Raw genomic sequence first — 22,392 nt, 5'->3', positions numbered from 1 at the left:
TCGTCACGGTGGGGAGGTATCCGATGCTACGTGGCCGCTTGTCCCGCTTGAGGGGCAGGGGTGCCTATAGTCCGATTTAACGCGGTGGGCGTACGGCTGGTGGCGCGTACGGCTTCAACGTGGTGGCGCGTACGGCGCGATGTCGAGCGGCGGTGTCTCGCCCAGCGCGAGCGCCGCGGCGACCTCGCCGGTGAACGGCCCCGCCGTCAGCCCGTACGCGCTCAGCCCCGTCGCCACGATCACCCGGTCGGTGAGCGGCCCGATCAGCGCCCGCCCGGGCGCGTACACGGGCCGCAGCCCGACCCTGGTCTCGGTGACCGTCGCGTTGAACAGCCCGGGCGCCACCCGCAACCCCGCCTCGATCACCTCGTCCAGGCCGCCCATCGTGACCCGCGGCGAGAACCCCACGTCCTCGACCGTCGCCCCGACCACCACGCGCGAGTCGGGGAACCCCAGCAGGTACGGCCCGGTCCTGGGCAGGATGATCGGCCACCACGCGGTGTCCACGCCCTCCATGGTCGCGTGCAGGATCTGGCCGCGCCTGGGGAAGACCGGCAGCTCCACCCCCAGCGGCCGGCACACCTCGCCGGTCCACGCGCCGGCGGCCACGATCACCATGTCGGCCTCGACCGGCACGCCTTCACCCGTCAGCCGCAGCGCCTCCGGGCTGGCGGGCGCCGCGGCGGCCGGGGCGGCGCTCAGCGGCGCCGCCTGCCGCCACGACGCGGGCTCGCCCTCGGCCGGGGCCGCGGCCGCGACCGCGGGGCTCCACTGCGTGGACTCCTCGGCCTGGTACAGCAGCACCCGGCCGTCCGGGGTGAGGGTGGCGACGCCCGTACGCACCTGCGCGCCCCCGGCCATCGCGGCCCGCAGCAGCGCGTCGCGCACCGAGCAGCCGTCGACGCGGGCCGCGCCCGGCACCAGCAGCGCGCTCAGCCCGTCGGACAGCGGCGGGAACAGCTCCGTCGGCGTGTCCACGTCCACCACGTCGCCCATCTCGGGCGCGGCGGCGTGGCGGCGGCGCAGCAGCGCCCGCACCGGCTCCAGGTCCACCGGGTCCTCGGCCACCAGCAGGGCGCCCACCTTGGCGTACCCGATGTCCTCGCCCAGCTCCTCCACCAGCGCCGGGTAGGCGCGGGCGCCCTCGCGGGTCAGGCGGTACCAGTCGTCGTCCTCCGGATGGTCCACCCACGGGCACACGATGCCCGCGCCCGCCCGCGTCGCCCCGCCCTGGCAGCCGGCGTCCACCACGGTCACCGCCGCGCCCCGGCGGGTCAGGTGGTACGCCGCGCCGGCCCCCACGATGCCGCTCCCGATCACCACAACACGCATGGTCACAATGATCGCAGCCGGGGTGACCTGGGCCGACGACCGGATGGCGCACTTGCCGCGCGGTATACCCCGTCACGGGCTACTCCGTGCCTGAGAGGGGGCCCCGATCACGACTGTCCTGCTTCGGCCGCGCGGTCTAGTCTCAGCGCATGGACGTCGCGGTCACCAGGATCGAGCTGCCGCAGCCCGTCCGCGCGGCCGCGTCCGACGGATCGACCGTCTGGTGCGCGGCGGGCGACGGAGTACGCGTGTACACGCCGGCGGGCCGGCCCCTGGAGGGCGGCGGCACGGCGCCGGAGCTGCGCTCCCTGGCGGCGGTGCCGGGCACCGTGACCGCCACGGGAGCGGTGCCGGGCACGCTGGCGGAGACCGTCCTGGTGCCCAGGGCGTTCATGGGGACGCCGGCGCCTGACCCGCTGCCGGATGGCACGCTCGCGGGCGCCGGGCACGGCCGCGTCCACTGGCTCGGCCCGTCGGGAGCCCCGATCGCGGGCGCCCGCTTCGACGGCCGGGTGGTCGCGGGCGGCGGGGCGATCTGGGCCGTCGGCGGCGGCGTGGCCCGCCGGCTGGCCGCGCCCGGCCTGCTGGGGGAGCCGCTGGAGCTGCCCGGGCTGGACAGGTGCGCCGTGGAGGGCGACCGGCTGTGGTGGACGTCGGAGCACGACGACGTGCTGCGCGGCGGCCCCAAGGAGGTGGGTCTCGGGCGGCGCGAGCGCGGCGCCATGACCGTGTGCGCCGGGTCGTTATGGATCAGCGTGACCGGCGGGCTGCTGCGGGTGTCGGCCTGGTCGGGCGAGCCCGGACGGCTCGTGCGGGCGCCGGAGGGGCCCGTGCCGTTCCTGGTGTGCGCCAACGGGGTGCTGGCGGGCGGCGGCCGTGACCTGTTCGCGTTCGCCCCGGCCGCAGGCACCCCGCTCCGCGTGATCAGGCTGGGGCTGGACGCGCCGCCCGCGCTGGTGATCGCCGCGGGCAGGCACGTCTGGGTGTTCCCCGAAGGGCTGCCCGGCGCCCTCATCGTGACGCCGTCACCCTGATCCCGGCCTTTAGGGGATCTTGTACTCCTGCGCCGTCCCGCAGTAGCTGATCCCGATGGGCGAGTTGCTGTACCGGCACACCTGCACGACCACCCGGTCGATGCTCAGCAGCCCGTTGCTCAGCTGGAACGCGTACTTGACCTGCTCGTTGTCCGCCTTGTGCGTCTCGGAGTCCACGAGGTCGGTGCCCCGGTAGCCGCGGAACGTGACCGTGGAGTGCAGGTCGTCGGGGAAGCAGATCGTCGGGAGGGCCTCGTCGGACAGTAAGCCTTCGACGGTGACGACGGGGTGGATGACCGGGCCGTCGTACCGTTCGAGCGTGCCCTCCGCGACCCCGCGGTGGCACGTGTCGCCCGAGTCCGCGGCGAACTTCACGGCCTCGGCGGCCATGGCGGGCGGGGCGGCCAGCAGCCCGGCGGCGAGCACGGCGGTCATCGTCAACCCTGCGAGCAGACGCACGACATCACCTTCCGTTGTGTGAGGGAATGTGTGAGGGAATCCGATCACCCATCCTGGACGGCGCCCGCCGACATGCCTGTGCCCGCCGTTACACCGAGCTCCACACGAACGCCAAGAATCGGCGCTCCCCCTCGCCCCCGCCCTCCCCTTCGACCTTGCCTTCGACCGCCTTCCCCGAGATCAGGCAGCCCCCGGCGCACGGCTCCACGACGCCCGTGAACACCGCCACGCCTCCCTGCCGCGGGCCTGGCCGCAGCAGGCACGCGTGGATGCGGCGCAGCTCGGCCGAGGGGTCGGTGCCCAGCTCGTCGGCCAGGCGGCGGCGCAGCCGCTCGTACAGGGTCAGCGCCTCGGCCTGCCTTCCTGACGCCTTCAGCACCACGAGCAGGCGCCCCCACAACGACTCCCGCAGCGGGTGCCCGGCGGCCAGGCCGAGCAGCTCCGCGACCAGCTCGCCGTGGCGGCCCTCGGCCAGCCCCAGGTCGACCCGGCGCTCCACGGTGCTCAGGTGCAGCTCCTGCAGCGACGGCGAGACGGTCGCGCGCAGCCAGTCCGAGTCGATGCCCTCGAACGGCTGGCCGCGCCACAGGCGCCTCGCCTCCTCCACCAGCTCCCGCTCCTCCGCCGTGCCGCGCGCCCTGCCCGCCTCGGCCACCAGCGCGCGGAACCGCAGCACGTCCACCTGGCCGGGATCGACGTCCAGCACGTAACCGTCAGGGGTGGTGCGGATCGCCGCCCGGCCGATCGCCCGGCGCAGGCGGGTGACGTACGTCTGGACGCTGCGCCGCGCGTTGGCCGGCAGCTCCTCCCCCCACAGGGCCAGCGCCAGCCGCTCCACGGTCACCGCGTCCCCCGCGAACACCGCCAGCACGGCCAGCAGCGCCCGCAGCCTGCTGGTGGTGAGCAGGACCGGCGCCCCGTCCAGCCGCACCTCCAGCGGCCCGAGTAACGCGATGCTCAGACCTCCTCCATCCATGCGTCCACTGTCGCGTCGCGGGCGGCCAGGGACATCCGCTGCTCGGCGCTCGCTCCGCTACACCACGTGCCGTAGCGGCGGCCCCCGGGGAACCGCCCCGCGGGAGTACACGGCGAGCCCGCCAGGTACGGCGGGCGGACCGTCCGGCGGGTACGGCCAGCGCCGACCGTCCGGCGGGTACGGGCAACGGACCGGGCGGTGGGTGCCGCCAGCGGACCGTCCGGCGGAGGATCCGCCGCCACCGGGAAGCTGCCGGCCCGGTTCGGCCCGGCATCGGAAGAGGTCGCCGGATAGTGGCAGGTCAGGTGGGGGAGCCGAGCCGCATGCTCTGCCTGACCTGCGGCGCCAGGAACGACGAGCGCGGCCCGGCCAGCGCCGCGTCCATGCGCTCCGCCTGTCCCTTCGTGAACATGTACATGGAGGCGTCCTCCACGTAGTCCATGTAGTTCATGAACATGTCGCCGTGCGGGCCGTTGTCGCAGCTCAGCTTGGGGAAGGCGGGCGTGCCGCGGTTGTGGCCGCCCTGGTTGGGCGTGTCGTCCACGAAGTCGCTGCCCGAGCAGCCGTCGCCGTCGTCGCCCCAGATGTGCCGCAGGTTGAACCAGTGCCCGATCTCGTGGGTGGCGGTGCGGCCGCCGTCGTACGGGGCCTCGGCCGTTCCTGTCGTGCCGAACGCGCGGTGCAGGATCACGACCCCGTCGAGCTCGGCGGGGCCGCCGGGGAACGTGGCGTACCCGAGGGCGGTCTTCAGCTCGCACACCCACACGTTCAGGTAACGGTCGGCGGGCCAGGCGTCCGAGCCGCCCCGGTCGCCGAACTTGACGCCGTGATCCGGCTCGAACGCCTCGACGGCGGTCTCCTTCCGTACGACGCCGGAGGTGGGGTTGCCGTCGGGGTCGGTGTCGGCCAACTTGAACTCCAGCCGCGCGTCGGCCACCAGGTCCCGCCACACCTCCGGCACCTTGCCCACGTCCGGGTTGACGCGCCTGAAGTCCTCGTTGAGCACCTTGAACTGGCTGTCGATCTGCTCCTGGCCGATGTTCTGCTCGGGGGTGTGGTGGACGACGTGGACCACGACCGGGATCGTCACCACCTCCTCCCTGGCCGCGGCCCTGGCGTTCTTCCTGGCGAACGTCTCGTTCTCGATGGCGGCCAGCGCCACCGCGTAACGCGGGGACGTGGCGATGAGCTGGTGGTGCACGGGCATGGTCGCGCAGCGGTCGGCACTGGGCACGGGGGCTCCCTTTCCATGGGCGCGGGGGGCGTACGCCGGAGGGATCGGGGGACGCCGCACCACCCCGCTGGGGATGTTGGCTTTCTGCACCTCTACCCATGGCGTAGTCGTTCAATCACGCAGAGTGATGGAGTTGAACCTCCCGCCACGGGAGGTCCTACCGTCGTACCCGTGACCCGCGACGACGACGGAGAGCGCCGATGGAGCATCGGTGAGCTGGCCAAGGCCAGCGGCGTGACCATCCGCACGCTCTACCACTACGAGGAGATCGGCCTGGTCCCGGCGAGCGAGCGCACCTCGTCGGGCCACCGCCGCTACACCGGGGCCGACCTGCGGCGGCTCTACCGCGTGCGGGCGCTGCGCGGCCTCGGCCTGACCCTGGAGGAGATCCGCGGCATCCTCGACCGCTCGTCCGACGACCTGACGGCGCTGCGCGCGCTCCTCGGCGCCCAGCTCGCCGAGCTCGACCTCCAGGCCGTCCGCATCGACCAGCTCAGAGAGCGGATCGGCGGCCTGGTGACGCTGCTCGACCAGGCGGTCATGCCCGACCCCGAGCGGGTCATGGCGGCGCTCGAGCTGCACTCGGTGTACGAGTCGTACTTCGACCAGGAGCTGCGCGACCACCTGGCACGCCGCCGGGCGGAGCTCGGCCAGGACAGGATGGCCGGCTACCGCGCCGAGTGGCTCGGCTTACTGCGCGAGGGCTGCCGGCTCATGCGGGCCGGCACCCCCGTCGACGACCCGCGGGTGCAGGAGGTGACCGGGCGCTGGGAGGCCATGGCGGCCGGCCTCCAGGTGAGCGACCCGAAGGTGGCCGAGCAGCTCCAGGGCGCCGGCATGGCGCTGTGGCGCAGGGCGGGCGCCCAGGTCAGCGCGGAGATCAGCCGCCAGATCGACTGGCTGGAGGCCGACGACCTGCCCGCCGTCCTCGACTACTTCCAGCGCGCCAGGGCGGCGCGGGAGCACGGCTGACAGCCCGCGGGCTGCCTCACACGACAAGGAGATCGGCATGACCCTGCGGTATCCCGCCGCGCCCGTGCGGCCGGAGCGGAACGAGGCCGGCGGGCTGGTGTTCGACGACCCGTACCAGTGGCTGGAGGACGACGGCGGCGACGGCGTGGCCGACTGGCAGCGGGCCCAGGACGAGCTGGCCCGCTCCCACGTGCACGCCTGGCCGCACTACGACCGCCTCGCCGCCCGCGTCGGCGAGCTGGTCGAGCAGATGGACGCGCGCAACCTCGTGGTGCCCGTCCGGTACGGGCCGCGCTGGTTCCGCGGGCGCGTCCCGGACGGCCGCGACCTCATGGTGCTGGAGGCCGCCGGCGACGTCACCGGCCCCTGGCGTACGGTGATCGACCTCAACGAGCTGTCCACCGGCGGCACCCCGCTGCGCATGAGCCCGCAGCCGTCGCCCGACGGGCGGCTGCTGGCGTACTCGCTCGACGCGTCCGGCCGGGAGCTGCCCGAGCTCAAGGTGATCGACCTCGACACGGGCGAGGTGCTGCTGGACGGCGTGCCGCAACAGCGCCCCGGCCTGGTGGCCTGGCTGCCCGACAGCACCGGCTTCTTCTACATGGCCAACCACGTGGCCGCCGCCGGCGCCGACCACCTGGCCGGCGCCGCCGCCGACCAGGCGCCCGGTGCGGCGGCCCGGCCGCCGTTGTGCTGGCGGCTGTTCTTCCACCGCCTCGGGCAGCCTCCGCCCACCGAGCCCGAGCCGCTGGACATCCCGCACCTGTTCGCCATCCCCAGGATCTCCCGCGACGGCCGGTGGGCCCTGCTCCAGGTCGACCACCTGCGCCCCCGGCCGCACTACCTCGCCCGCCTCGACGAAGCCGCGGGCGGGAGCGGGCCGCCGTCCTGGCGGTGGCGGGAGTTCATCACCGACACCGAGCACCTGTACAAGGGCGTGCTCACCGGCGACTCCTACGTGGCCGTCACCACGGCGGGCGCCCCGCGCGGCCGGCTGGTCCGCATCCCGCTGGACAGCCCCGGCGACCCCGGCTCCTGGACCGAGCTGGTCCCCGGCGGCGACGCCGTGCTCACCGGTGTCACGCTGGTGGGCGACCGGCTGGTGCTCGGCGAGCTGGTCGACACCGTCTCCCGCATCCGCGTCCTCGACCTCGACGGCAAGGAGCTCGGCGAGGTGCCGCTGCCCGGCCCCGGCTCGGTCAGCTCCGTCGCCCAGGGCGTCATCGCGCTCGGCGTGATGGACCAGGTCATCGGCTGCGAGGACGCCATCACCTTCGGCTACACCTCCTACACGCAGTCGCCGACGGTCTACCACTACGCCCTCGGCACCGGCGAGCTGACCAGGCTGCAAGGAGCGGGCCACACCCTGCCCGGCCTGGTCACCACCCGCATCTGGGCCACCTCGGCCGACGGCACCCCCGTGCCCTGCACCCTGGTCCACCGCGCCGGCCTCGACCGCTCCCGCCCGCAGCCCACGCTCATCCACGGCTACGGCGGCTTCAACGTCGCCGAGCTCGCCTCCTACCTGGGGCCGGTGGCGGCGTTCGTCGAGGCGGGTGGCGTGTACGCGCACGCCCACGTGCGCGGCGGCGGCGAGTTCGGGCTCCAGTGGTGGGAGGGCGGGCGGCTGCACGCCAAGCAGAACAGCTTCGACGACCTGTACGCCATCGCCGAGCGGCTCATCGCCGACGGGATCACCGCACCCGACCGGCTGGCCGTGCAGGGCGCCTCCAACGGCGGCCTGCTCACCGGCGTGGCGGTCACGCAACGGCCGGACCTGTGGCGGGCGGTGGTGTGCGGAGCGCCGAAGCTGGACCTGATGCGCGTCGCCCGCGACCCCGTCGGCGCCGCTGCGACCCTCCCCGAGTACGGCGACCCCGACGACCCCGCCGACGCCCCCGTGCTCATGGCGTACTCCCCGTACCACCACGTCCGGCCCGGCATCCCGTACCCGGCGATCCTCCTCGACGCCGGCGCCAACGACCCGCGCTGCCCCGCCTGGCACTCCCGCAAGTTCGCCGCCCGCGCCCAGGCCGCCACGACCTCCCCGCACCCGGTGCTGCTGCGCGTGTGGCAGGGGGCCGGCCACGGCGGGACGAGCTGGACCACCATCGTCGAGCAGCAGACCTACTGGCTCGCGTTCGTCATGCGCGAGCTGGACCTCGTCCCGCTCCCCGGCCCGGTCCGGCGGTGATCGTCATGTCACTCCGATGCTCTAACGTACGGCCGTGGGCCGCCGCGAACCCGCGGCACGGCCCCGTCACCGACGAGACCGCGCAGGAGGCACCGAGTGAACCACCAGTGCACGCGCCCTGGCTCCACCGGCCACACCCGGTGGCAGTGCCCGGAATGCGGCACCTTATGGGAGCCGCTCCCCATGGCGGCGGTACACCCGCCACCCGCGCCGGACAGACCCCGCATCAGCAGGAGCACCCTGGTGGTCGTCCTGTCCATCGCCGCGGGGGCGGTGTGCCTGGCCGCGGCGGCGATCTCGACGAAAGCGCTCAGCATCGCGATGTGCGCCGTCATCCTGGTCGCCCTGATCTGCTCGTACCGGCTCAACAACCGGGAGTGAGCCGCGGAGATGAGGAACGCACACCCGGAGATGACGAATCGCATCTAGGTGCCTCCGGCGGGCGGCTCCTACGGTCGGTGCATGACCTTCCAACGACGTGCCACCGGCGCGGCGGGGATCGCCGTGCTCGCCCTGTCCATGCTCGCCGCCCCCGCCCGGGCGGACGGCTCCCACGAATGTTTCTCCGGCGAACGCAGCCCGGCCGGGGACATGTACACGCTGAGCGGCTGGGGGTGCAGCGGGGCCGGGTACGCGGACGTGACCGTCATCCTGCGGTTCGGCGCCGCGGCGGGCACCTACGTGTGCGGTTACGTCTTTCCCTGGAACGGCACCCTGTCGGGGAACAGGTGCCGGATTTCCTGATGGCGGGCGCCTGACGGCGGCCGTTCACCTTCCACCGGCACCGCTGCCTGAGTAAGGGCTACTCATGCCCGCGGCCCAGGGCCGGCCTTATCACTGGAGGACCCAATCGGAAGGGGTCCTCATGAGTGACCTTTCGCCCTTCGCCCCCGCCCCCGCCCCCGTCCCCGTCAAGACCCGGGCACGGCGCACCCTGCGGCTACTCGGAGCCGCGGCTACGGCGGGCAGCGTCGCGATCGGCCTCGCGGCGCTCAGCAGCGGTACGGCACAGGCTTCGGCCGCTGGGAGTGGCGTCGCGTCGGGTGGTACGGCGGTCGGTGGTGCGGTGCGGGGTTCGGCCGGGGCGGGGATCGGGTGTGACGTCGCGGCGGCGTACTACGACACGGCTCCGCAGAGCGGCAACCTCGCCATGGTGCGCCAGGCGGTGCTCTGCCTCATCAATGCCGAGCGCGCCCGGGCCGGCCTCCGTCCGTACACCCGCAACAGCGCGCTGGACGCCGCGGCGGCCTCGCACGCCGACGCCGCCGCCCGGCTGAAATGGTGGCGGCCCGGCGCGAACTCGCACACCAATCCGCAGACCGGCTCCACCCCGGGCAGCCGCATCACGGCCGCCGGCTACTGCCCGAACCCGCTGTCGTGGGCGTACGCGGAGACCACGTACACCGGGTGGGGCGGCTCCGGCACGCCACGGGCCGCCGTGCACTGGTGGGTGCACGTCAGCACGTACGGGCACCGCCAGATCGTCCTGAGCCCGACCCTGGTGGACGCCGGCGTCGGCGCCGCGGCAGGGGCGGCGGACCCGGCCGGTGCCGGGGCGAGCGGCGGGGGCACATTCGTGGTGGACTACGGCCGCTGCCAGCGGTAGCGCCGCCCTTCCGCCGCCACTGTCCATGCGGCTGTCGTCCGTGCCACCGGGGCGCGTGCTGCCACCACCCGCGCGCCCCGCCCCCGCGCGCCCCGCCCCCGCGCGCCCCGCGCCCGGGTGCCCTGCACCGGCGTGCCTGTGGCCACGCGCCGTCGCCGCGCTTGTCGCCGCTGTGCGTGCCAGCACTGCACGTGCCGCCGCCATGTGTCCTGCCGCGCCGACGCGCTGCTGCCACGTGTGCCGCCGCTGCGGGTGCCAGCGCCGCGCGTGCTGCCACGACGCGTGCCGTTGCCGCGTCACCTGCCACCGCGTGCCCTCCGGCCACGCGCGCTGAGGGCGCGTGCGATGCGGTCGCGTGCGCTGAGGGCGCGTGCGCTGCCAACACAGGCGCCACGACCGGCCGCGCCACTCCGACCAGCCGTCCCAGCCGGGTGGCGTGGCAGGTGCTCGCTTCGCGAACCACCAGCGGGGCACCCCACCCGGTCGACGTTCGCCGGGTGGGGGTGGGTCTGCCGCTAGGTCACCGTACGGGCACCTGGGAAGCCGCGGTTCCGCCGTCGGGGGACTGCCAGCCGGCCACCACCGTCGGCCGGGCGCCCAGGGGGCGGGTCAGTGGGACGGTGACGGTCGTGGTGCCCTTGGTGGGGATCGGGACGACGCGGCTGCCCGCCGTGCCACCATCGTCCCGGACGAACAGGTGGGCCTGGCCGCGTGAGGCGGCTCGGAAGGTTACCCGGACCGCCTCGTGCCCGGCGGTGGCGGAGACGGCGCGGGCCGTCTGGGAGGGCGGGGACGCGGGGCCCGACGGCGGGACGTGTACGCGTACGGACTGCTCCAGCGACTGCGGCGAGTCGAGGCTCGACAGGGCGGTGTCCGGGATGATCGGGTCCGGCGGGGTGGTGGGGCGGTCGGGTGGGGGCTGGTAGGCGGGGAGGGTGGCGAGGCCCCATCGGTACGGGTCGCCCTGGACGCCGCCCCATGTCGACCAGCCGATGCGGGTCTGGCCGGTTCTGTCCTGGGTGTCGGAGTCGTAGACGAGGATGTTCAGGCCCAGGTGAGCCGGGTCGACGGCGCCGGGGAGGACCGCGAGGGGGATGGACAGCTCCACCGTGTACGCGCCGGCGGAGACGTTCGAGGCCACCCGCATGCCCGGGGCCGTCTCCTCGCCGGGGCCCTGGCGGTTGTCGGCGTCGCGGAGGTGGCAGGGCGGGCCTTCGGCGGTCGCCGGCAGTACCGCGGTCTTGAAGGTGGTGGAGGTGTTCTCGGAGGTGCCGCGCGGGTCGAGGGTGATCTCCACCGAGTCGGTACGCCAGTGCCGCTTGCAGTCGGAGGCGGCCAGGCGCGTGCCGGGCACGTCGTCCCGTACGTGCACCAGCACGTACAGCGTGTCGTCGTGCCAGGTCAGCTTGGCCGTGCCGGAGCAGTCGGCCGCGGAGGAGCACGCGGTGCCCTCCCAGAGGCGGGAGATGTCCAGCGCGGGGCCGCCGTACTCGCCGCCGGACTCGGTGCCGTCCACGGCGGGAGCGGCGGGCGCCTGCGGCACGGTGGTGGCGGGGACCAGTTCCAGGGCGGGGCGGCTGGTGGTGGTGCCGTCCGGGCCGGTGGCGGTGAGGGTGTAGGTGTAGTCGCCGCCCTCGTTGGAGGTCTCCAGGGTGGGGTCGGAGTTGGTGACGGTGAACGGCAGCGTGGTCGTCGATCCCGCCGCCAGGCCGGTGTACGGCGCCTGCGTGCGGTCGGCGGTGAAGCCCGGCGGCAGGTCCACGCGTACGGTGCCGGAGGCGGGCGCGTCGCTGACGTTCGTGACCTGGACGCCGACCTGCCTGGTGCCGCCCGACGGGAGGGTGAGGACCGGGGTGACCAGGCCGCGCAGCTGCGGCACGCCCGTTTCGGCGATCCACTGCTCGTACTGGGCCACCTGGGGGAGCGGCTGCTGCGCGCCCCGTACGGAGCGGACCACCTCGACCTGCCGGTCGGTGTAGCCGCCGCCGTGTTCGGTGGTGAGGGTCGCCGCGATGCGCGCCCGGCCGAGGGCGGCCCCGGACGGCGGTGTGACCTTGAACGTCGCCGATCCGCTCCGCCCCGCGGCCAGCCGGCCGAGGCCGGCACTGCCTGGCCCGGGGGAGACGGCACCTGGTACAGGGGAGGTGGTGCTCGGTCCAGGGGGGACGGCGTCCGGTCCGGGCGAGGTGGCGTCCGGTCCGGGGGAGGTGGCGGTCTTCGGGGTGGTGCCGGTGCTCGGAGAGGTGCTGACCTGCCAGCCCTCCGGCACCCGCAACGCGACCGAGGACCGGCCGAGCGGCTCACGGGGCGGCGCCTTCACCGAGACCTCGACGGTGAACGGCGTCCCGGGCCGCACGTCGAACACGCTGGTACGCAGCCCGAACAGGGTCCCGAGCGGCGCCGTGCCGCTCGCCCTGGTCAGCGCCCCGTCGAGGACGGCCGTCGGGGCCGCGGCGGCCGCGCTGCCCGGAGCGGGGAACGGCACCCGCGCGTCCACCTGCGTGAAGAAGTCGCAGCCGAGCTGGGCGGGATCGGACGGCACGTCGGGGAAGCCGGCCCAGCCCTGGGAGGCGTACACGCGCTGCGCCTCCCGCTCCACGGCCGCCCACGTCCGGCCCCGGCTCGGCGAGGTGCGCCCGCTCCACACGCCGAACACGTTCTGCGCCGCGTTCGCGGGACGGAACGTCGAGGCGCAGTCGGGCCCGGTTCGCGAGGTGCCGCGCGCGCCGCCGGTGAGCAGGCGCGCCGGCGCGAAGGGACGCAGGCCCTCCTCGCGGAGCTGCTCGGGGAACGCCTCGGGGTCGGCCGCCGCGCGGAACGCCTCGACGGCCAGCCGGGCGGCCTCCTGGTGGTTGCCGTGGTTGCCCGGGGTGGGGGCCGGGTCCATGGTGAGCAGGATCTCGGGACGGGTCAGGCGGACGAGCCGCACGACCTTCTCCAGGGTGTCGCCGCCCCACACCTGGTCGGTCAGCGGGGCGCTGACGGTGTAGTAGAAGTCGACGTCGTCGAGGTTGAACACCTCGCGCACGCCCGCCTTCCCCACCGCCGTCCGCTCCTCGGCCTCGCGCAGCAGCCCGAGCGCCGGGCCCTCCTCGGGCCCGACGGCGTTCCCGCCGCCCTCGCCCCTGGTGACGGTGACGACGCCGGTGCGCACGTCGTGGTCCTCGTTCCACTGGCCGAGCGTGGACAGGGTGAACGCCTCGTCGTCGGGGTGAGCGCCGATGAACAGCGCGTCGAGGTCCACGGGCGGCGCGGCCCCCGTGGCGGCCCCCGTGGCGGCCCCCGTGGCGGCCCCCGTGGCGGCGGCTGTGGCGGCGGCCGGAACGGCGGGCACGAGCGTGAGCGCCGCCGCCACTGCCAGTGCCGCCGCGGCGCGCCGGGCGCGGGTGCCGGGTGCGGGCCCGGTGGGAGTGCTGACGTGCATCGGAACCTCCCGGGTTACTCGCGGACCGCCCCCTGGAGGAGCCCGCGGACGAAATGGCGCTGGAGGAACAGGTAGAAGATCACGACAGGCGTGGCCACGATGACGGAACCGGCCGCCAGCAGGGTGAACCCGGAGGTGTACTGCCCCTGGAAGAAGGCCAGCCCCAGCGGCGCCGTACGCAACGACTCGCTGGTCACCATGATCAGCGGGATGAGGAACTCGTTCCACGTCCACATGAACACGAGCACGGTCAGCGTGACCACCGCGGGCCGCGCCGCCGGCAGCAGCACCTGCCACAGGATGCGCCAGCTCGACGCGCCGTCGAGGCGGGCCGCCTCGACGATCGCCCGGTTCGAGGCCAGGAAGTACGCCCGCATCCAGAACGTGCCGAACGCCACCGACAGCGCCACCTGCGGCAGCGAGATGGACCAGAACGTGTCGATCAGCCCGAGCGAACGCAGGTCGAAGTAGAGCGGGACCGCCACGGCCTCGCTCGGCATCATGATCCCGAGCATGAACAGGTAGAACAGCACGGACCGGCCTCGGAAGCGCATCGTGCCGAACGCGTACCCGCTCATGATGGACAGCACCACGCTGACGACCACGACGAACACCGACACGGCCAGGCTGGTGCGCAGGTAGGAGCCGAACCGGCCGATCTCCCAGGCGGCGGCGAAGTTCGCCAGGCCGGCGGTGCCGCTGCTGTCGGCCGGGCCGAGCGCGGCCGCCAGGATCACCACGATCGGGTAGAGGGCGAAGGCGGCGAACACCGACAGGATGACGTAGTTGGCCACCCGCTCCCCACGCGAGATCACGCGGCCCTGCCCGACGTGCGACGTAGCGGGTTCACGCGGCCCTCCCGGACGTGCGGCGGCGCGGGTTCGTAGCGCTCCCGGGTGTGCGGCGCGGGTTCACGTGAGCCTCCTGTCGGCGAAGCGGTTGATCCCGAACGAGAGCACGAAGATCACCACGGTGAGCGTGACCCCGATCGCCGCCGCCGACCCGACCTGTCCCAGCCCGAAGGCCCGGTGGTAGACCTCGTACGACGGCACCGAGGTGGAGTCGCCCGGCCCGCCGCGCGTGGTGACGTACACCAGGTCGAACGTGCGCAGCGCGGCGATCACCGTCAGCGTCAGCGCCACCGCGATCTCCGCGCGCACCGAAGGCAGCGTGACCGCGAAGAACTCCCGTACCGCCCCGGCCCCGTCGAGCCGCGCCGCCTCGTACAGCGACGCCGGGATGCGGCTCATCCCGGCCAGCAGCAGCACCGTCACCAGCCCCGTCTCGAACCACGTGCCGACCACCCCCACCGCGGGCAGCGCGAACGTGTAGTCGCCCAGCCAGCCGCGCGTCAGCGAGTCCAGCCCGAGCGCGCCGAGCAGCGAGTTGAGCGAGCCGTCGGGGGCGTACACGCGCCGCCACGCCACCGCCACCACCACCATGGCGATCACCTGCGGCAGGAACACGACGGTGCGGAAGAAGCCCAGCCCGCGCACCTTGGCGTGGTTGAGTATCGCGGCCAGCGCCAGCCCGATGACCAGCGGCCCGGCGGCGTAGAAGACGATGAGGACCAGGGCGTGCGCGAACGCCGCCCGCAGGCCCTCGTCCGCGACGACGGCCACGTAGTTGTCCAGCCCGGCCCAGGTGCCGAGCGACAGGCCGTCCCAGTCGTACAGGGAGATCTGCACGGCCCGGCCGATCGGGTACAGCAGGAACACCGCGTAGACGGCGAAGGCGGGCAGCAGGTATAGGTAGGCGACGCGGCGGGGCTCGCCGGGGGGTGCCGCCATGCTCAGCCGTTGCTCTCGGCGAAGGTCTTGTAGTCCTTCTCCAGGGTGGCGAGGAACTCCCGTGGCGCCGCCTTCCCGGCGAGCAGGTCCTGAAGGGCCGCGCCGAGGGTGTCGGCGAAGGTGGGGGTGGCGTAGTCGAGGTACGGCACCAGCCCGTCCTTCCCGGTCACCGTCCCGAACGCGGTGAACACGTCCTTCTGCGGCCCCTCCGCCACCGTCTGGGCGGCGGTGTCGGCGACCGGCAGGTTGCCGGTCTCGGTGAGCACCTTCATCGCCTCGGCGTCGGTGATGAAGTCGATGTACGCCGCCGCCGCGTCCGGGTGCGGGCTCTTGGCCGTGATGGCGAACGGCAGCCCCGTCCCCCCGGTCGCCACCGGCGCGGCCCCGGCCGTGGCGCCGGGCGGCAGCATGAACCCGAGGTCCGCGCCGAGCGCCTTCTGCAGGTCGGCCAGCAGCCAGGTGCCCGCGATCAGGAAGACGCCCTGGCCCTTGCCGAACGCCTGCCACGCCGCGTCGTAGCCCTGCCCGTTGAAGCCCTTGGCGAAGTACCCCTTGCCGACCCAGCTCGCGAGCTGCTCGGCGGCCCTGACGTTCTCGGGCGTGTTCCAGGAGGCGCCCTTGCGGCCGAAGGCGAGCGTGCCGATCTGGTCGGGCGGCACGCTGCGGCCCTGCACGGTGCCGAACACGTGCACGGCCGGCCACTTGTCGAGGTTGCCGAACTGCAGGGGCACCTCGCCGGCCGTCTTCGCCTTGTCCAGGGCCGCCTCGAACTCGGCCCACGTCTCCGGCGGCTCCAGGCCGAGCGCCTTCAGCCTGGCGGCGTTGTAGAAGAGGCCGACGACCTCGCCGACCTGCGGCAGGCCGTACAGGTTGCCCTCGCCGAAGAGCTTGCCGTCGGCGCTGTAGCGCGAGTACCGCAGCACCGACTCCGGGTACCGCTCCTTCCAGCCGTACGCCTCGGCGTAGGCGTCGAGCGGGCGGAGCTGGCCCGCCTTGACGAACGCGCCCATGGCGGAGCGGCCGTTGTTGGCCTCGACCACGTCGGGCGGCTTGTTGCCGCTCAGCGCCAGGCGCAGCGTGGTGTTCAGGTCGTCGAACGAGCGGGAGACCCGGTTCAGCTTGATGTTGGGGTACTTGGCCTGGAAGGCGGCGTTGAGCTTCTCCATCTGGGCCGCCTGGCCGCCGCGGACCTCCTGGTCCCAGACGGTCAGGGTGACGTTCCCGAGCGCGGCGGCGTCGGTGCGGACGGCCGTGGCGCTCGCCCGGGGGGAGGACGGGGGAGGGGCGGAGGAGCCGGGCGCGCACGCGGCCGCGAACACCGCCGTGCACACGGCCACCACGCCCGCGGCCATGAGCGCTCCGAGGCGCCTCCGGCCGGTCAGGGCCGGCGCTCCGGCCTCGTGCGGCTGTCGCTTGTGGGGGGTCAACGGCTCACTCCTTCCGCGCGGGCGCGCGAGGCGCATCCGGGTCCCCGTCGCCGGAGGGGGTCTCGCCGGCGGGGTGGGTCACGGTCTGATCCGCCCGCTTCCCCGGTACGGCCGGCCCCATGCCGACGTCGGCGTACCGGGCGATGGTGGCGGCGGCACGGCGCACGGCTCCCACCGGGACGGACGGCACCAGCCGGTCGAGGAAGGCGTAGCGGCGGGCCAGCGCGCTGCCGTACGCGCCGCTGTGGTCGGCGGCCGCGCGCACCTCGTGCCACCAGTCGGCGATGTCGCCCCACCCGGGCGCGGCCAGCGAGCCGCCGAACTGCTGCACCGCCAGCGCCGCGCACACCCCGGCGAACGCCAGCCGGTCGGCCAGCGGCCAGTGGCACAGGGTGCCGAGCACGATCCCGGCGCCGAACACGTCGCCGGCGCCCGTCGGGTCGAGCGCTGTCACCCTGGGCGCGGGCACGAACGCCTCCTCGCCCGTCGCCGAGTCGATCGCCATGGCGCCGTTGGGCCCGTCGGTCACCACGGCCAGCGGCACCTTGTCGGCGATCGCGTACAGCGCGTCCCTGGGAGTCTCCGCGCCGGTGTAGGCCATCGCCTCGGTCGCGTTCGGCATGAACGCGTGGCAGCACTCGAGCTGGTCGAGCACCGAGCGCGACCAGACGCCCGACGGGTCCCAGCCGACGTCGGCGAAGATGAGCGAGCCCTCGCGATGCGCCAGCTCCGCCCAGTTGCACGCGCTGCCGGGCTCGCCCAGCGGCTCCTCCGCCGACAGGCTCACGATCACCGCCCGGGACCGCGGCGGGGAGCCGATCATCTCGGAGGCCGTCATGGGGGCCGGATGGCCGTGCGTGACCATGCTGCGGTCGCGGTCGACCGCCATGGAGACCGTCACCGGCGAGTGCCAGTGCTCGAACCGCCTGGACCTGGACAGGTCCACCGCCTCCTGCCGCTCCAGCGTGCGCCAGCAGAAGTCGCCGTAGTCGTCGTCGCCGAACGCCGCCGCCAGCGACGTGCGCAGCCCCAGCCGGCTGGTCGCGATGGCCAGGTTGGCGATGCCGCCGGGACACGAGCCCATGCCCTCGGCCCAGATCTCCGTGCCGGCGGCGGGCATGGCGGGCAGGCCGGTGAAGATGATGTCCAGGAAGACGGTCCCGGCCAGGAAGACGTCGAACTGCGGACCCTCCGGGGTGCGCTCGCCGGCGAGAGGGTCGTACGCCTGGACAGACACGGGAATGAGTCCTCCTCGACACACCGTCGGTTGTGCGCAATCTTGCACGTTTGCTCGAACACTTCAAGTGCACGATGCTCACTTCTGCGCGAATTTGACTGATAGGATCCCGCTGTGCTCCAGCGCCTCCGGCATGCCGAGATCATGCGCCGCGTCCGCACCTCGGGCGCCACGAGCGTGCGCGATCTCGCCAGCCAGCTCGGCGTGAGCCCGTCCACCATCCGCAGGGACCTCGAGGCGCTCGACCGCGACGGCACCCTGCGCCGGGTCAGGGGCGGCGCGCTGGCCAGCGCCGGACCGGGTGCCGACGCCGACGCCGACCGGCCGTTCGCCGAGGTGATGGGCACCGACGAGCAGGACAAGGAGGCGGTGGCCGCCCGCGCCGCGCGGCTCGTCGCCGACGGCGACGTGATCCTGCTCGACATCGGCACGACGACGATGCGGCTGGCCAGGCGGCTGCGCGGGCGCCGGGTCACCGTCGTCACCTCCAGCCTCGCCGTCCTCGACGTGCTGCGCTCCGACCCCGAGGTGGAGCTGCTGCTGCTCGGCGGCATGGTGCGCAGGGCGTACCACTCGCTGGTGGGGGTGCTGACCGAGGCCGCGCTGGGCCAGGTGGTGGCCGACCGGGTGTTCCTGGGCGCGAGCGGGGTGCGCCCGGACGGGCAGCTCGTGGACACCACGCTGGCCGAGGTGCCCCTCAAGCGGGCCATGATCGCGGCGGCCGGGCAGGTGGTGCTGCTGGTGGACCGGCACAAGTTCCCCGGCACGGGCGCGCTGCGGGTGTGCGGGCCCGAGGACATCGACATGATCGTCACCAACGACGGCGCCGACGAGGCCACGCTGCGCGCCTGCGCGGCCGCGGGCGCCGAGGTCCTGCTGGCGTGAAGGGGTGAGGATGAGGCTGGCCGTTCTCGGCGGCGGGGGGTTCCGGGTCCCGCTGGTGTACGGCGCGCTGCTGCGCGACACCGCCGAGCCGCGGGTGGAGGAGGTGGTGCTGTACGACGTGTCTCCCGGGCGGCTGGAGGCCGTCTCGCACGTGCTGCGTGGCCTGGCCGCGGGCCACGACGACCCGCCGGCCGTCAGCACCACGACCGACCTCGACACGGCGCTGCGCGGGGCGGACTTCGTCTTCTCCGCCATCCGGGTGGGCGGGCTGGCGGGCCGCACCGCCGACGAGCGGGTGGCGCTGGAGCTGGGCCTGGTCGGGCAGGAGACGACCGGGGCGGGCGGCGTCGCGTACGGGCTGCGTACGGTGCCGGTCGCGGTCCGGGTGGCGGAGCGGGTGGCCACGCTCGCGCCGGACGCGTGGGTGATCAACTTCACCAACCCCGCCGGGATGGTCACCGAGGCGATGCGGCGGGTGCTCGGCGACCGCGTGATCGGCATCTGCGACTCGCCCCTCGGGCTGGTCCGGCGGGCCGCCGCCGCGCTCGGGCTCGACCCCGCCCGCGTCTCGCCCGGCTACGTGGGGCTCAACCACCTCGGCTGGCTGCGCGGCCTGACGTTCGAGGGGCGCGACGTGCTGCCCCGGCTGCTCGCCGACGACGACCTGCTGGGGCGGGTGGAGGAGGCGCGGCTGTTCGGGCCTGACTGGGTGCGGGCGCTGGGGGCGATGCCGAACGAGTACCTGTACTACTACTACTTCACCCGGGAGGCGGTGGCGGCCGGCTCGGGGCGTACGCGGGGGGAGTCGCTGCTGGAGCAGCAGGACCGCTTCTACGCCGCCGCGCTCGCCCGCCCGGCCGAGGCGACCGCCGCGTGGGCGCGGGCGCGCAGGGAGCGGGACAGCACGTACATGGCCGAGGCCCGCGACACCACGGGCGCCGGCGAACGCTCGGCCGCCGACCTGGAGGCGGGCGGGTACGAGGGCATCGCGCTGGCCCTCATGGCCGCCATCGCCCGCGGCGAGCCCGCCACCATGATCCTCAACGTGCGCAACGGCACGGCGGTGCCGGGGCTGCCGGAGGAGGCCGTCGTGGAGGTCCCCTGCGCGGTGGACGCCGCCGGCGCCCGCCCCCTGGCCGCCGGGCCGCTGCCCGGGCCGTTCCTGGGGCTGATGCAGCAGGTCAAGGCGGTGGAACAGACGGCGATCGAGGCGGCGCTGACGGGGTCGTCCCGGCTGGCGGTGGCGGCGTTCGCGCAGCACCCGCTGGTGGACTCGGTGACGACGGCCCGGCTGCTGCTGGACGGCTACCGCGCGCGCGTCCCCGAGCTGGCGGCCGTCTTCCCCTCCTGATCCCCGGCCTCCAGCCTGGCCGCCGCCGTGGCCTGGATGCCGCTGTCCAGGAAGCGCCCGATGACCCGCCGCTCGTCGGCCGTGAACGCCTCGATGGCCTCCGTCAGGTGCCGCCCGAGCGGGGCGAAGAAGCGGCGGGCGAGCTCGGCGGCCTGCTCGTTGAGCACCACCTCGACCTTGCGCCGGTCGGTGGCGCTGCGCCGCCGCTCGACGTGCCCGGCCTGCTCCAGCCGGTCGATCAGCGCGGTGGTGGCGGGCGGGCTCAGGTTGAGCGCCGCGCCCAGGCCGCCCGGGGTGAGCGGCGTGCCGGCGTGCGCCGCGTCGAGGATGGCGACGAGGGCGTTGAGGTCCGTACGGTGCAGCCGGTGCAGGGCGGCGAACCGTTCGGCGAACCGGTCGCTCTCCACGTTCAGCGCCCGCATCATCACCATCAGCTCGAACGCGTCAGGCGCGCCCCCGTTCGCTGTCATGCCCACTAGCATTCCATGGTGGAAAGTTTCCATGATGGAAAGACTTGAACGGAGTCCTCCCATGACGGCGCTGCGGAACGTCGGCGCGGGCCGCGCCTTGCTCCTCGGCGTGGTGGCCAGCGCCGCCATGACCGGCCTGATCTGGCTGCTCGGCGGGCGGTTGCAGGACGTCGAGCTGCTGCCCGACCAGGGCGCGGCCTGGTACTACTGGAAACTCCCCGACCCCACGCTGTGGACCCGGCTGTCGGCCTGGCTCGGCTACGCGGCCCACCAGATCGTTTTCTGGTGGCTGATCTACTACGCGCAGACCAGGGTCCGCCGCTACACCGGCGGCCTGCACCGGGTCAACGTCGCCGCCCTGGCCGTCAACACCGCGTTCATCGCGCTGCACGTCCTGCAGACCCACCTGTTCTACGACGGCCTGGCGCAGGACGTGTCGATCTTCAGCTCGCAGGGCTCGGTGATCCTGCTGCTGGTGGCCGTGCTGCTCATGGAGAACCGGCGGCGCGGCCTGTTCTTCGGCAAGCCGGCGCCGCTCGGCCGGGCCGTCGTCGGCTTCGCCCGCCGCTACCACGGCTACCTGTTCAGCTGGGCCGCCGTGTACACCTTCTGGTACCACCCCGCCGAGGCCACCTCCGGGCACCTGATCGGCTTCTTCTACATGTTCCTGCTGCTCCTGCAGGGCTCGCTCTTCCTCACCAGGGCGCACACCAACCGGTGGTGGACGTTCACCCTGGAGGCCACGGTCGCCGTGCACGGCACGCTGGTCGCCGTCATGACCTCAGGCCCCGGCGGGGCGTGGCCGATGTTCCTGTTCGGCTTCCTCGGGGTGTTCGTGATCACCCAGATGCACGGGCTGGGGCTGTCCGCGGCCGTCCGGTGGGGGCTGGCGGCCTGCTACGTGTCCGCCGCCATGGTCGTGTACGGGCTGCGCGGCGAGCTCTGGGCGGCGGCCGGCGAGGCCGTCAGGATCCCCGCGATCGAGTACGTCCTGGTCGGCGTGCTCGCGCTGCTGCTCTGGCTCGGCCTGCGCACCGCCGCGCTCTTCAGGCGCCCCGCCCCCTCGCCGGCCCCTGTCTCCTCGCCAGCCCCTTCACAGGCGCCTGCACCTGCTCCTGAACGTGCACCTGCACCGGATCCGTCAGCAGCTCCGCCAGATGTTCCGCGAGCTCGGTGAGCCGGTCCAGCGGGGCGCCGCCGCGCGCCAGGCGGAACCCGTGGCGGTGGCCCCAGAACGCGCCCCGCACGGCGTGGAACTGGGCCCACCGCCGCACCCGCTCGCGATCGAGCCCGGCGGCCGCGGCGAAGCCGGCGAGCACGCGGTGCACGGCCGCGCGCAGGTCGCCGGCCTCGGCCAGCCCGGGCGCGAGCGACTTGAGCAGCGTGCCGCCGTCGTAGGCGGGATCTCCCGCGTACCCCTTGGGATCGACGGCCAGCCACGGCTCCCGGCCGGCGCGCAGCACGTTCCGGGGGTGCAGGTCGCCGTGGAGCAGGAGGTCCGGCTGCACGGGGCCCAGCTCGCGCGCGGTCGCCACAGCGGCGTCCACCACGCGGGCGGGCAGCGCGTGCGGCAGCTCCCCGGCGTCCTTGCGCAGCTCCTCCTCCCACTCGCCGGCCTGCTCGCGCAGCCGGGGCAGGCCGGGCGGCGCGGGGATCGCGAGCCTGCGGCTGAGCCGGCCCGCGACCGTCACCATCTCCTCCACGTCGCCGGTCTCCGCCAGGGTGGCCGGTCGCACCCGTTCCAGCAGCATGGCGAACCGCTCGTCGGCGCGCTCGTACAGCCGGACGGCGCCGCGCCCGCCCCACGCGGCGAACGCGTCCGGCTCGTGCACGTTGCCGGGATGCGGGAACGACACCTTGATCACGGCGTCGTCGCCGGTCGCCCGCCGCACGGGCACGACGACGCCCACGCCGCCGTGCAGCACCTCGCCGCCGGGCACGCACTCCCACCGCTCCAGCAACCCGGCCACGATCGCGGGCAGCCCGGCCAGCCACGCCGCG

The 22,392-nt window shown here is 74.2% G+C and carries 19 protein-coding genes and 1 pseudogene; 9 read left to right on the top strand and 11 right to left on the bottom strand.

The features are described 5' to 3' along the window. Nucleotides 1-114 precede the first annotated feature (114 nt). Entirely contained in the window at nt 115-1,332 is a 1,218-nt protein-coding gene (locus HD593_RS34110) for an NAD(P)/FAD-dependent oxidoreductase (RefSeq protein ID WP_185106056.1), read from the bottom strand. 149 nt (nt 1,333-1,481) lie between these two features. On the opposite strand from HD593_RS34110, the gene HD593_RS34105 reads away from it, so the two are divergent. Further along, entirely contained in the window at nt 1,482-2,366 is an 885-nt protein-coding gene (locus tag HD593_RS34105) for a hypothetical protein (protein WP_185106055.1), read from the top strand. 9 nt (nt 2,367-2,375) lie between these two features. On the opposite strand, the gene HD593_RS34100 is transcribed toward HD593_RS34105, so the two are convergent. The 3 genes from HD593_RS34100 to HD593_RS34090 all read right to left on the bottom strand — a co-directional run bounded on the left by HD593_RS34100 (nt 2,376) and on the right by HD593_RS34090 (nt 5,035). Further along, on the bottom strand, nt 2,376-2,825 hold the full coding sequence (locus HD593_RS34100) for a hypothetical protein (protein ID WP_185106054.1): 450 nt from the start codon (nt 2,823-2,825) through the stop codon (nt 2,376-2,378). 88 nt (nt 2,826-2,913) lie between these two features. Next, a complete protein-coding gene (locus HD593_RS34095) occupies nt 2,914-3,801 on the bottom strand; it encodes an AfsR/SARP family transcriptional regulator (RefSeq protein ID WP_185106053.1) in 888 nt (295 codons plus the stop codon). A 301-nt stretch (nt 3,802-4,102) separates the two neighbouring features. Next, on the bottom strand, nt 4,103-5,035 hold the full coding sequence (locus tag HD593_RS34090; RefSeq protein ID WP_221525133.1) for a zinc metalloprotease: 933 nt from the start codon (nt 5,033-5,035) through the stop codon (nt 4,103-4,105). 171 nt (nt 5,036-5,206) lie between these two features. Between HD593_RS34090 and HD593_RS34085 the strand changes: the two genes are divergently transcribed. From HD593_RS34085 to HD593_RS34065, 5 genes are all read left to right on the top strand, one after another. Continuing rightward, nucleotides 5,207-6,007 carry a MerR family transcriptional regulator gene (locus HD593_RS34085; RefSeq protein ID WP_185106052.1) on the top strand — a complete coding sequence of 267 codons (801 nt, stop codon included), beginning with the start codon at nt 5,207-5,209 and terminating at the stop codon, nt 6,005-6,007. Between the two features lie 37 nt (nt 6,008-6,044). Next, nucleotides 6,045-8,201: a prolyl oligopeptidase family serine peptidase gene (locus tag HD593_RS34080; RefSeq protein ID WP_185106051.1), complete on the top strand. Its 2,157-nt coding sequence runs from the start codon at nt 6,045-6,047 to the stop codon at nt 8,199-8,201. A 183-nt stretch (nt 8,202-8,384) separates the two neighbouring features. Then, on the top strand, nt 8,385-8,582 hold the full coding sequence (locus HD593_RS34075) for a hypothetical protein (RefSeq protein ID WP_185106050.1): 198 nt from the start codon (nt 8,385-8,387) through the stop codon (nt 8,580-8,582). Between the two features lie 81 nt (nt 8,583-8,663). After that, nucleotides 8,664-8,945, top strand: coding sequence for a hypothetical protein (locus HD593_RS34070; RefSeq protein WP_185106049.1), 282 nt, complete (start codon nt 8,664-8,666; stop codon nt 8,943-8,945). A gap of 121 nt (nt 8,946-9,066) precedes the next feature. Next, nucleotides 9,067-9,807 (top strand): CAP domain-containing protein, encoded by a 741-nt coding sequence (locus tag HD593_RS34065; RefSeq protein WP_185106048.1) that lies wholly within the window; start codon nt 9,067-9,069, stop codon nt 9,805-9,807. Nucleotides 9,808-10,327: 520 nt separating this feature from the next. Here the strand turns inward: HD593_RS34065 and HD593_RS34060 are convergent. From HD593_RS34060 to HD593_RS34040, 5 genes are all read right to left on the bottom strand, one after another. After that, on the bottom strand, nt 10,328-13,231 hold the full coding sequence (locus tag HD593_RS34060) for a sugar-binding protein (RefSeq protein WP_185106047.1): 2,904 nt from the start codon (nt 13,229-13,231) through the stop codon (nt 10,328-10,330). 14 nt (nt 13,232-13,245) lie between these two features. Beyond that, nucleotides 13,246-14,046: a carbohydrate ABC transporter permease gene (locus HD593_RS34055; protein WP_185106046.1), complete on the bottom strand. Its 801-nt coding sequence runs from the start codon at nt 14,044-14,046 to the stop codon at nt 13,246-13,248. Between the two features lie 96 nt (nt 14,047-14,142). Further along, on the bottom strand, nt 14,143-15,021 hold the full coding sequence (locus tag HD593_RS34050) for a carbohydrate ABC transporter permease (protein WP_185106045.1): 879 nt from the start codon (nt 15,019-15,021) through the stop codon (nt 14,143-14,145). Between the two features lie 2 nt (nt 15,022-15,023). Then, nucleotides 15,024-16,448, bottom strand: a complete 1,425-nt coding sequence (locus tag HD593_RS34045) for an extracellular solute-binding protein (RefSeq protein WP_246546848.1) — start codon at nt 16,446-16,448, stop codon at nt 15,024-15,026. A 4-nt stretch (nt 16,449-16,452) separates the two neighbouring features. Continuing rightward, a complete protein-coding gene (locus tag HD593_RS34040; protein WP_185106044.1) occupies nt 16,453-17,685 on the bottom strand; it encodes a PfkB family carbohydrate kinase in 1,233 nt (410 codons plus the stop codon). A gap of 114 nt (nt 17,686-17,799) precedes the next feature. Between HD593_RS34040 and HD593_RS34035 the strand changes: the two genes are divergently transcribed. Together HD593_RS34035 and HD593_RS34030 are read left to right on the top strand one after the other, a co-directional pair. Then, a complete protein-coding gene (locus tag HD593_RS34035; RefSeq protein ID WP_185106043.1) occupies nt 17,800-18,570 on the top strand; it encodes a DeoR/GlpR family DNA-binding transcription regulator in 771 nt (256 codons plus the stop codon). 10 nt (nt 18,571-18,580) lie between these two features. Then, a complete protein-coding gene (locus HD593_RS34030; RefSeq protein WP_185106042.1) occupies nt 18,581-19,921 on the top strand; it encodes a 6-phospho-beta-glucosidase in 1,341 nt (446 codons plus the stop codon). Here the strand turns inward: HD593_RS34030 and HD593_RS34025 are convergent. Then, entirely contained in the window at nt 19,876-20,391 is a 516-nt protein-coding gene (locus tag HD593_RS34025; protein WP_185106041.1) for a MarR family winged helix-turn-helix transcriptional regulator, read from the bottom strand. The two genes, HD593_RS34030 and HD593_RS34025, sit on opposite strands and share 46 nt — an antisense overlap. Before the next feature lie 61 nt (nt 20,392-20,452). Here HD593_RS34025 and HD593_RS63705 point away from each other — a divergent pair, with 61 nt between their 5' ends. Further along, entirely contained in the window at nt 20,453-21,568 is a 1,116-nt protein-coding gene (locus HD593_RS63705) for a hypothetical protein (RefSeq protein ID WP_281402488.1), read from the top strand. 49 nt (nt 21,569-21,617) lie between these two features. Here the strand turns inward: HD593_RS63705 and HD593_RS34020 are convergent. Beyond that, nucleotides 21,618-22,331: pseudogene (locus HD593_RS34020) on the bottom strand (aminoglycoside phosphotransferase family protein); the annotation flags it as partial. Nucleotides 22,332-22,392: the final 61 nt, after the last annotated feature.

The organism is Nonomuraea rubra (genome assembly GCF_014207985.1).
Classification (GTDB): domain Bacteria; phylum Actinomycetota; class Actinomycetes; order Streptosporangiales; family Streptosporangiaceae; genus Nonomuraea; species Nonomuraea rubra.
This window is presented reverse-complemented; position numbering and strand designations above follow the sequence as displayed.

Coding starts and splice junctions, on each gene's coding strand:
- HD593_RS34110 (WP_185106056.1), bottom strand. CDS start 1,332: ATGCGTGTTGTGGTGATCGGGAGCGGCATCGTGGGGGCCGGCGCGGCG.
- HD593_RS34105 (WP_185106055.1), top strand. CDS start 1,482: ATGGACGTCGCGGTCACCAGGATCGAGCTGCCGCAGCCCGTCCGCGCG.
- HD593_RS34095 (WP_185106053.1), bottom strand. CDS start 3,801: ATGGATGGAGGAGGTCTGAGCATCGCGTTACTCGGGCCGCTGGAGGTG.
- HD593_RS34080 (WP_185106051.1), top strand. CDS start 6,045: ATGACCCTGCGGTATCCCGCCGCGCCCGTGCGGCCGGAGCGGAACGAG.
- HD593_RS34075 (WP_185106050.1), top strand. CDS start 8,385: ATGGCGGCGGTACACCCGCCACCCGCGCCGGACAGACCCCGCATCAGC.
- HD593_RS34070 (WP_185106049.1), top strand. CDS start 8,664: ATGACCTTCCAACGACGTGCCACCGGCGCGGCGGGGATCGCCGTGCTC.
- HD593_RS34065 (WP_185106048.1), top strand. CDS start 9,067: ATGAGTGACCTTTCGCCCTTCGCCCCCGCCCCCGCCCCCGTCCCCGTC.
- HD593_RS34060 (WP_185106047.1), bottom strand. CDS start 13,231: ATGCACGTCAGCACTCCCACCGGGCCCGCACCCGGCACCCGCGCCCGG.
- HD593_RS34050 (WP_185106045.1), bottom strand. CDS start 15,021: ATGGCGGCACCCCCCGGCGAGCCCCGCCGCGTCGCCTACCTATACCTG.
- HD593_RS34030 (WP_185106042.1), top strand. CDS start 18,581: ATGAGGCTGGCCGTTCTCGGCGGCGGGGGGTTCCGGGTCCCGCTGGTG.
- HD593_RS34025 (WP_185106041.1), bottom strand. CDS start 20,391: ATGACAGCGAACGGGGGCGCGCCTGACGCGTTCGAGCTGATGGTGATG.
- HD593_RS63705 (WP_281402488.1), top strand. CDS start 20,453: ATGACGGCGCTGCGGAACGTCGGCGCGGGCCGCGCCTTGCTCCTCGGC.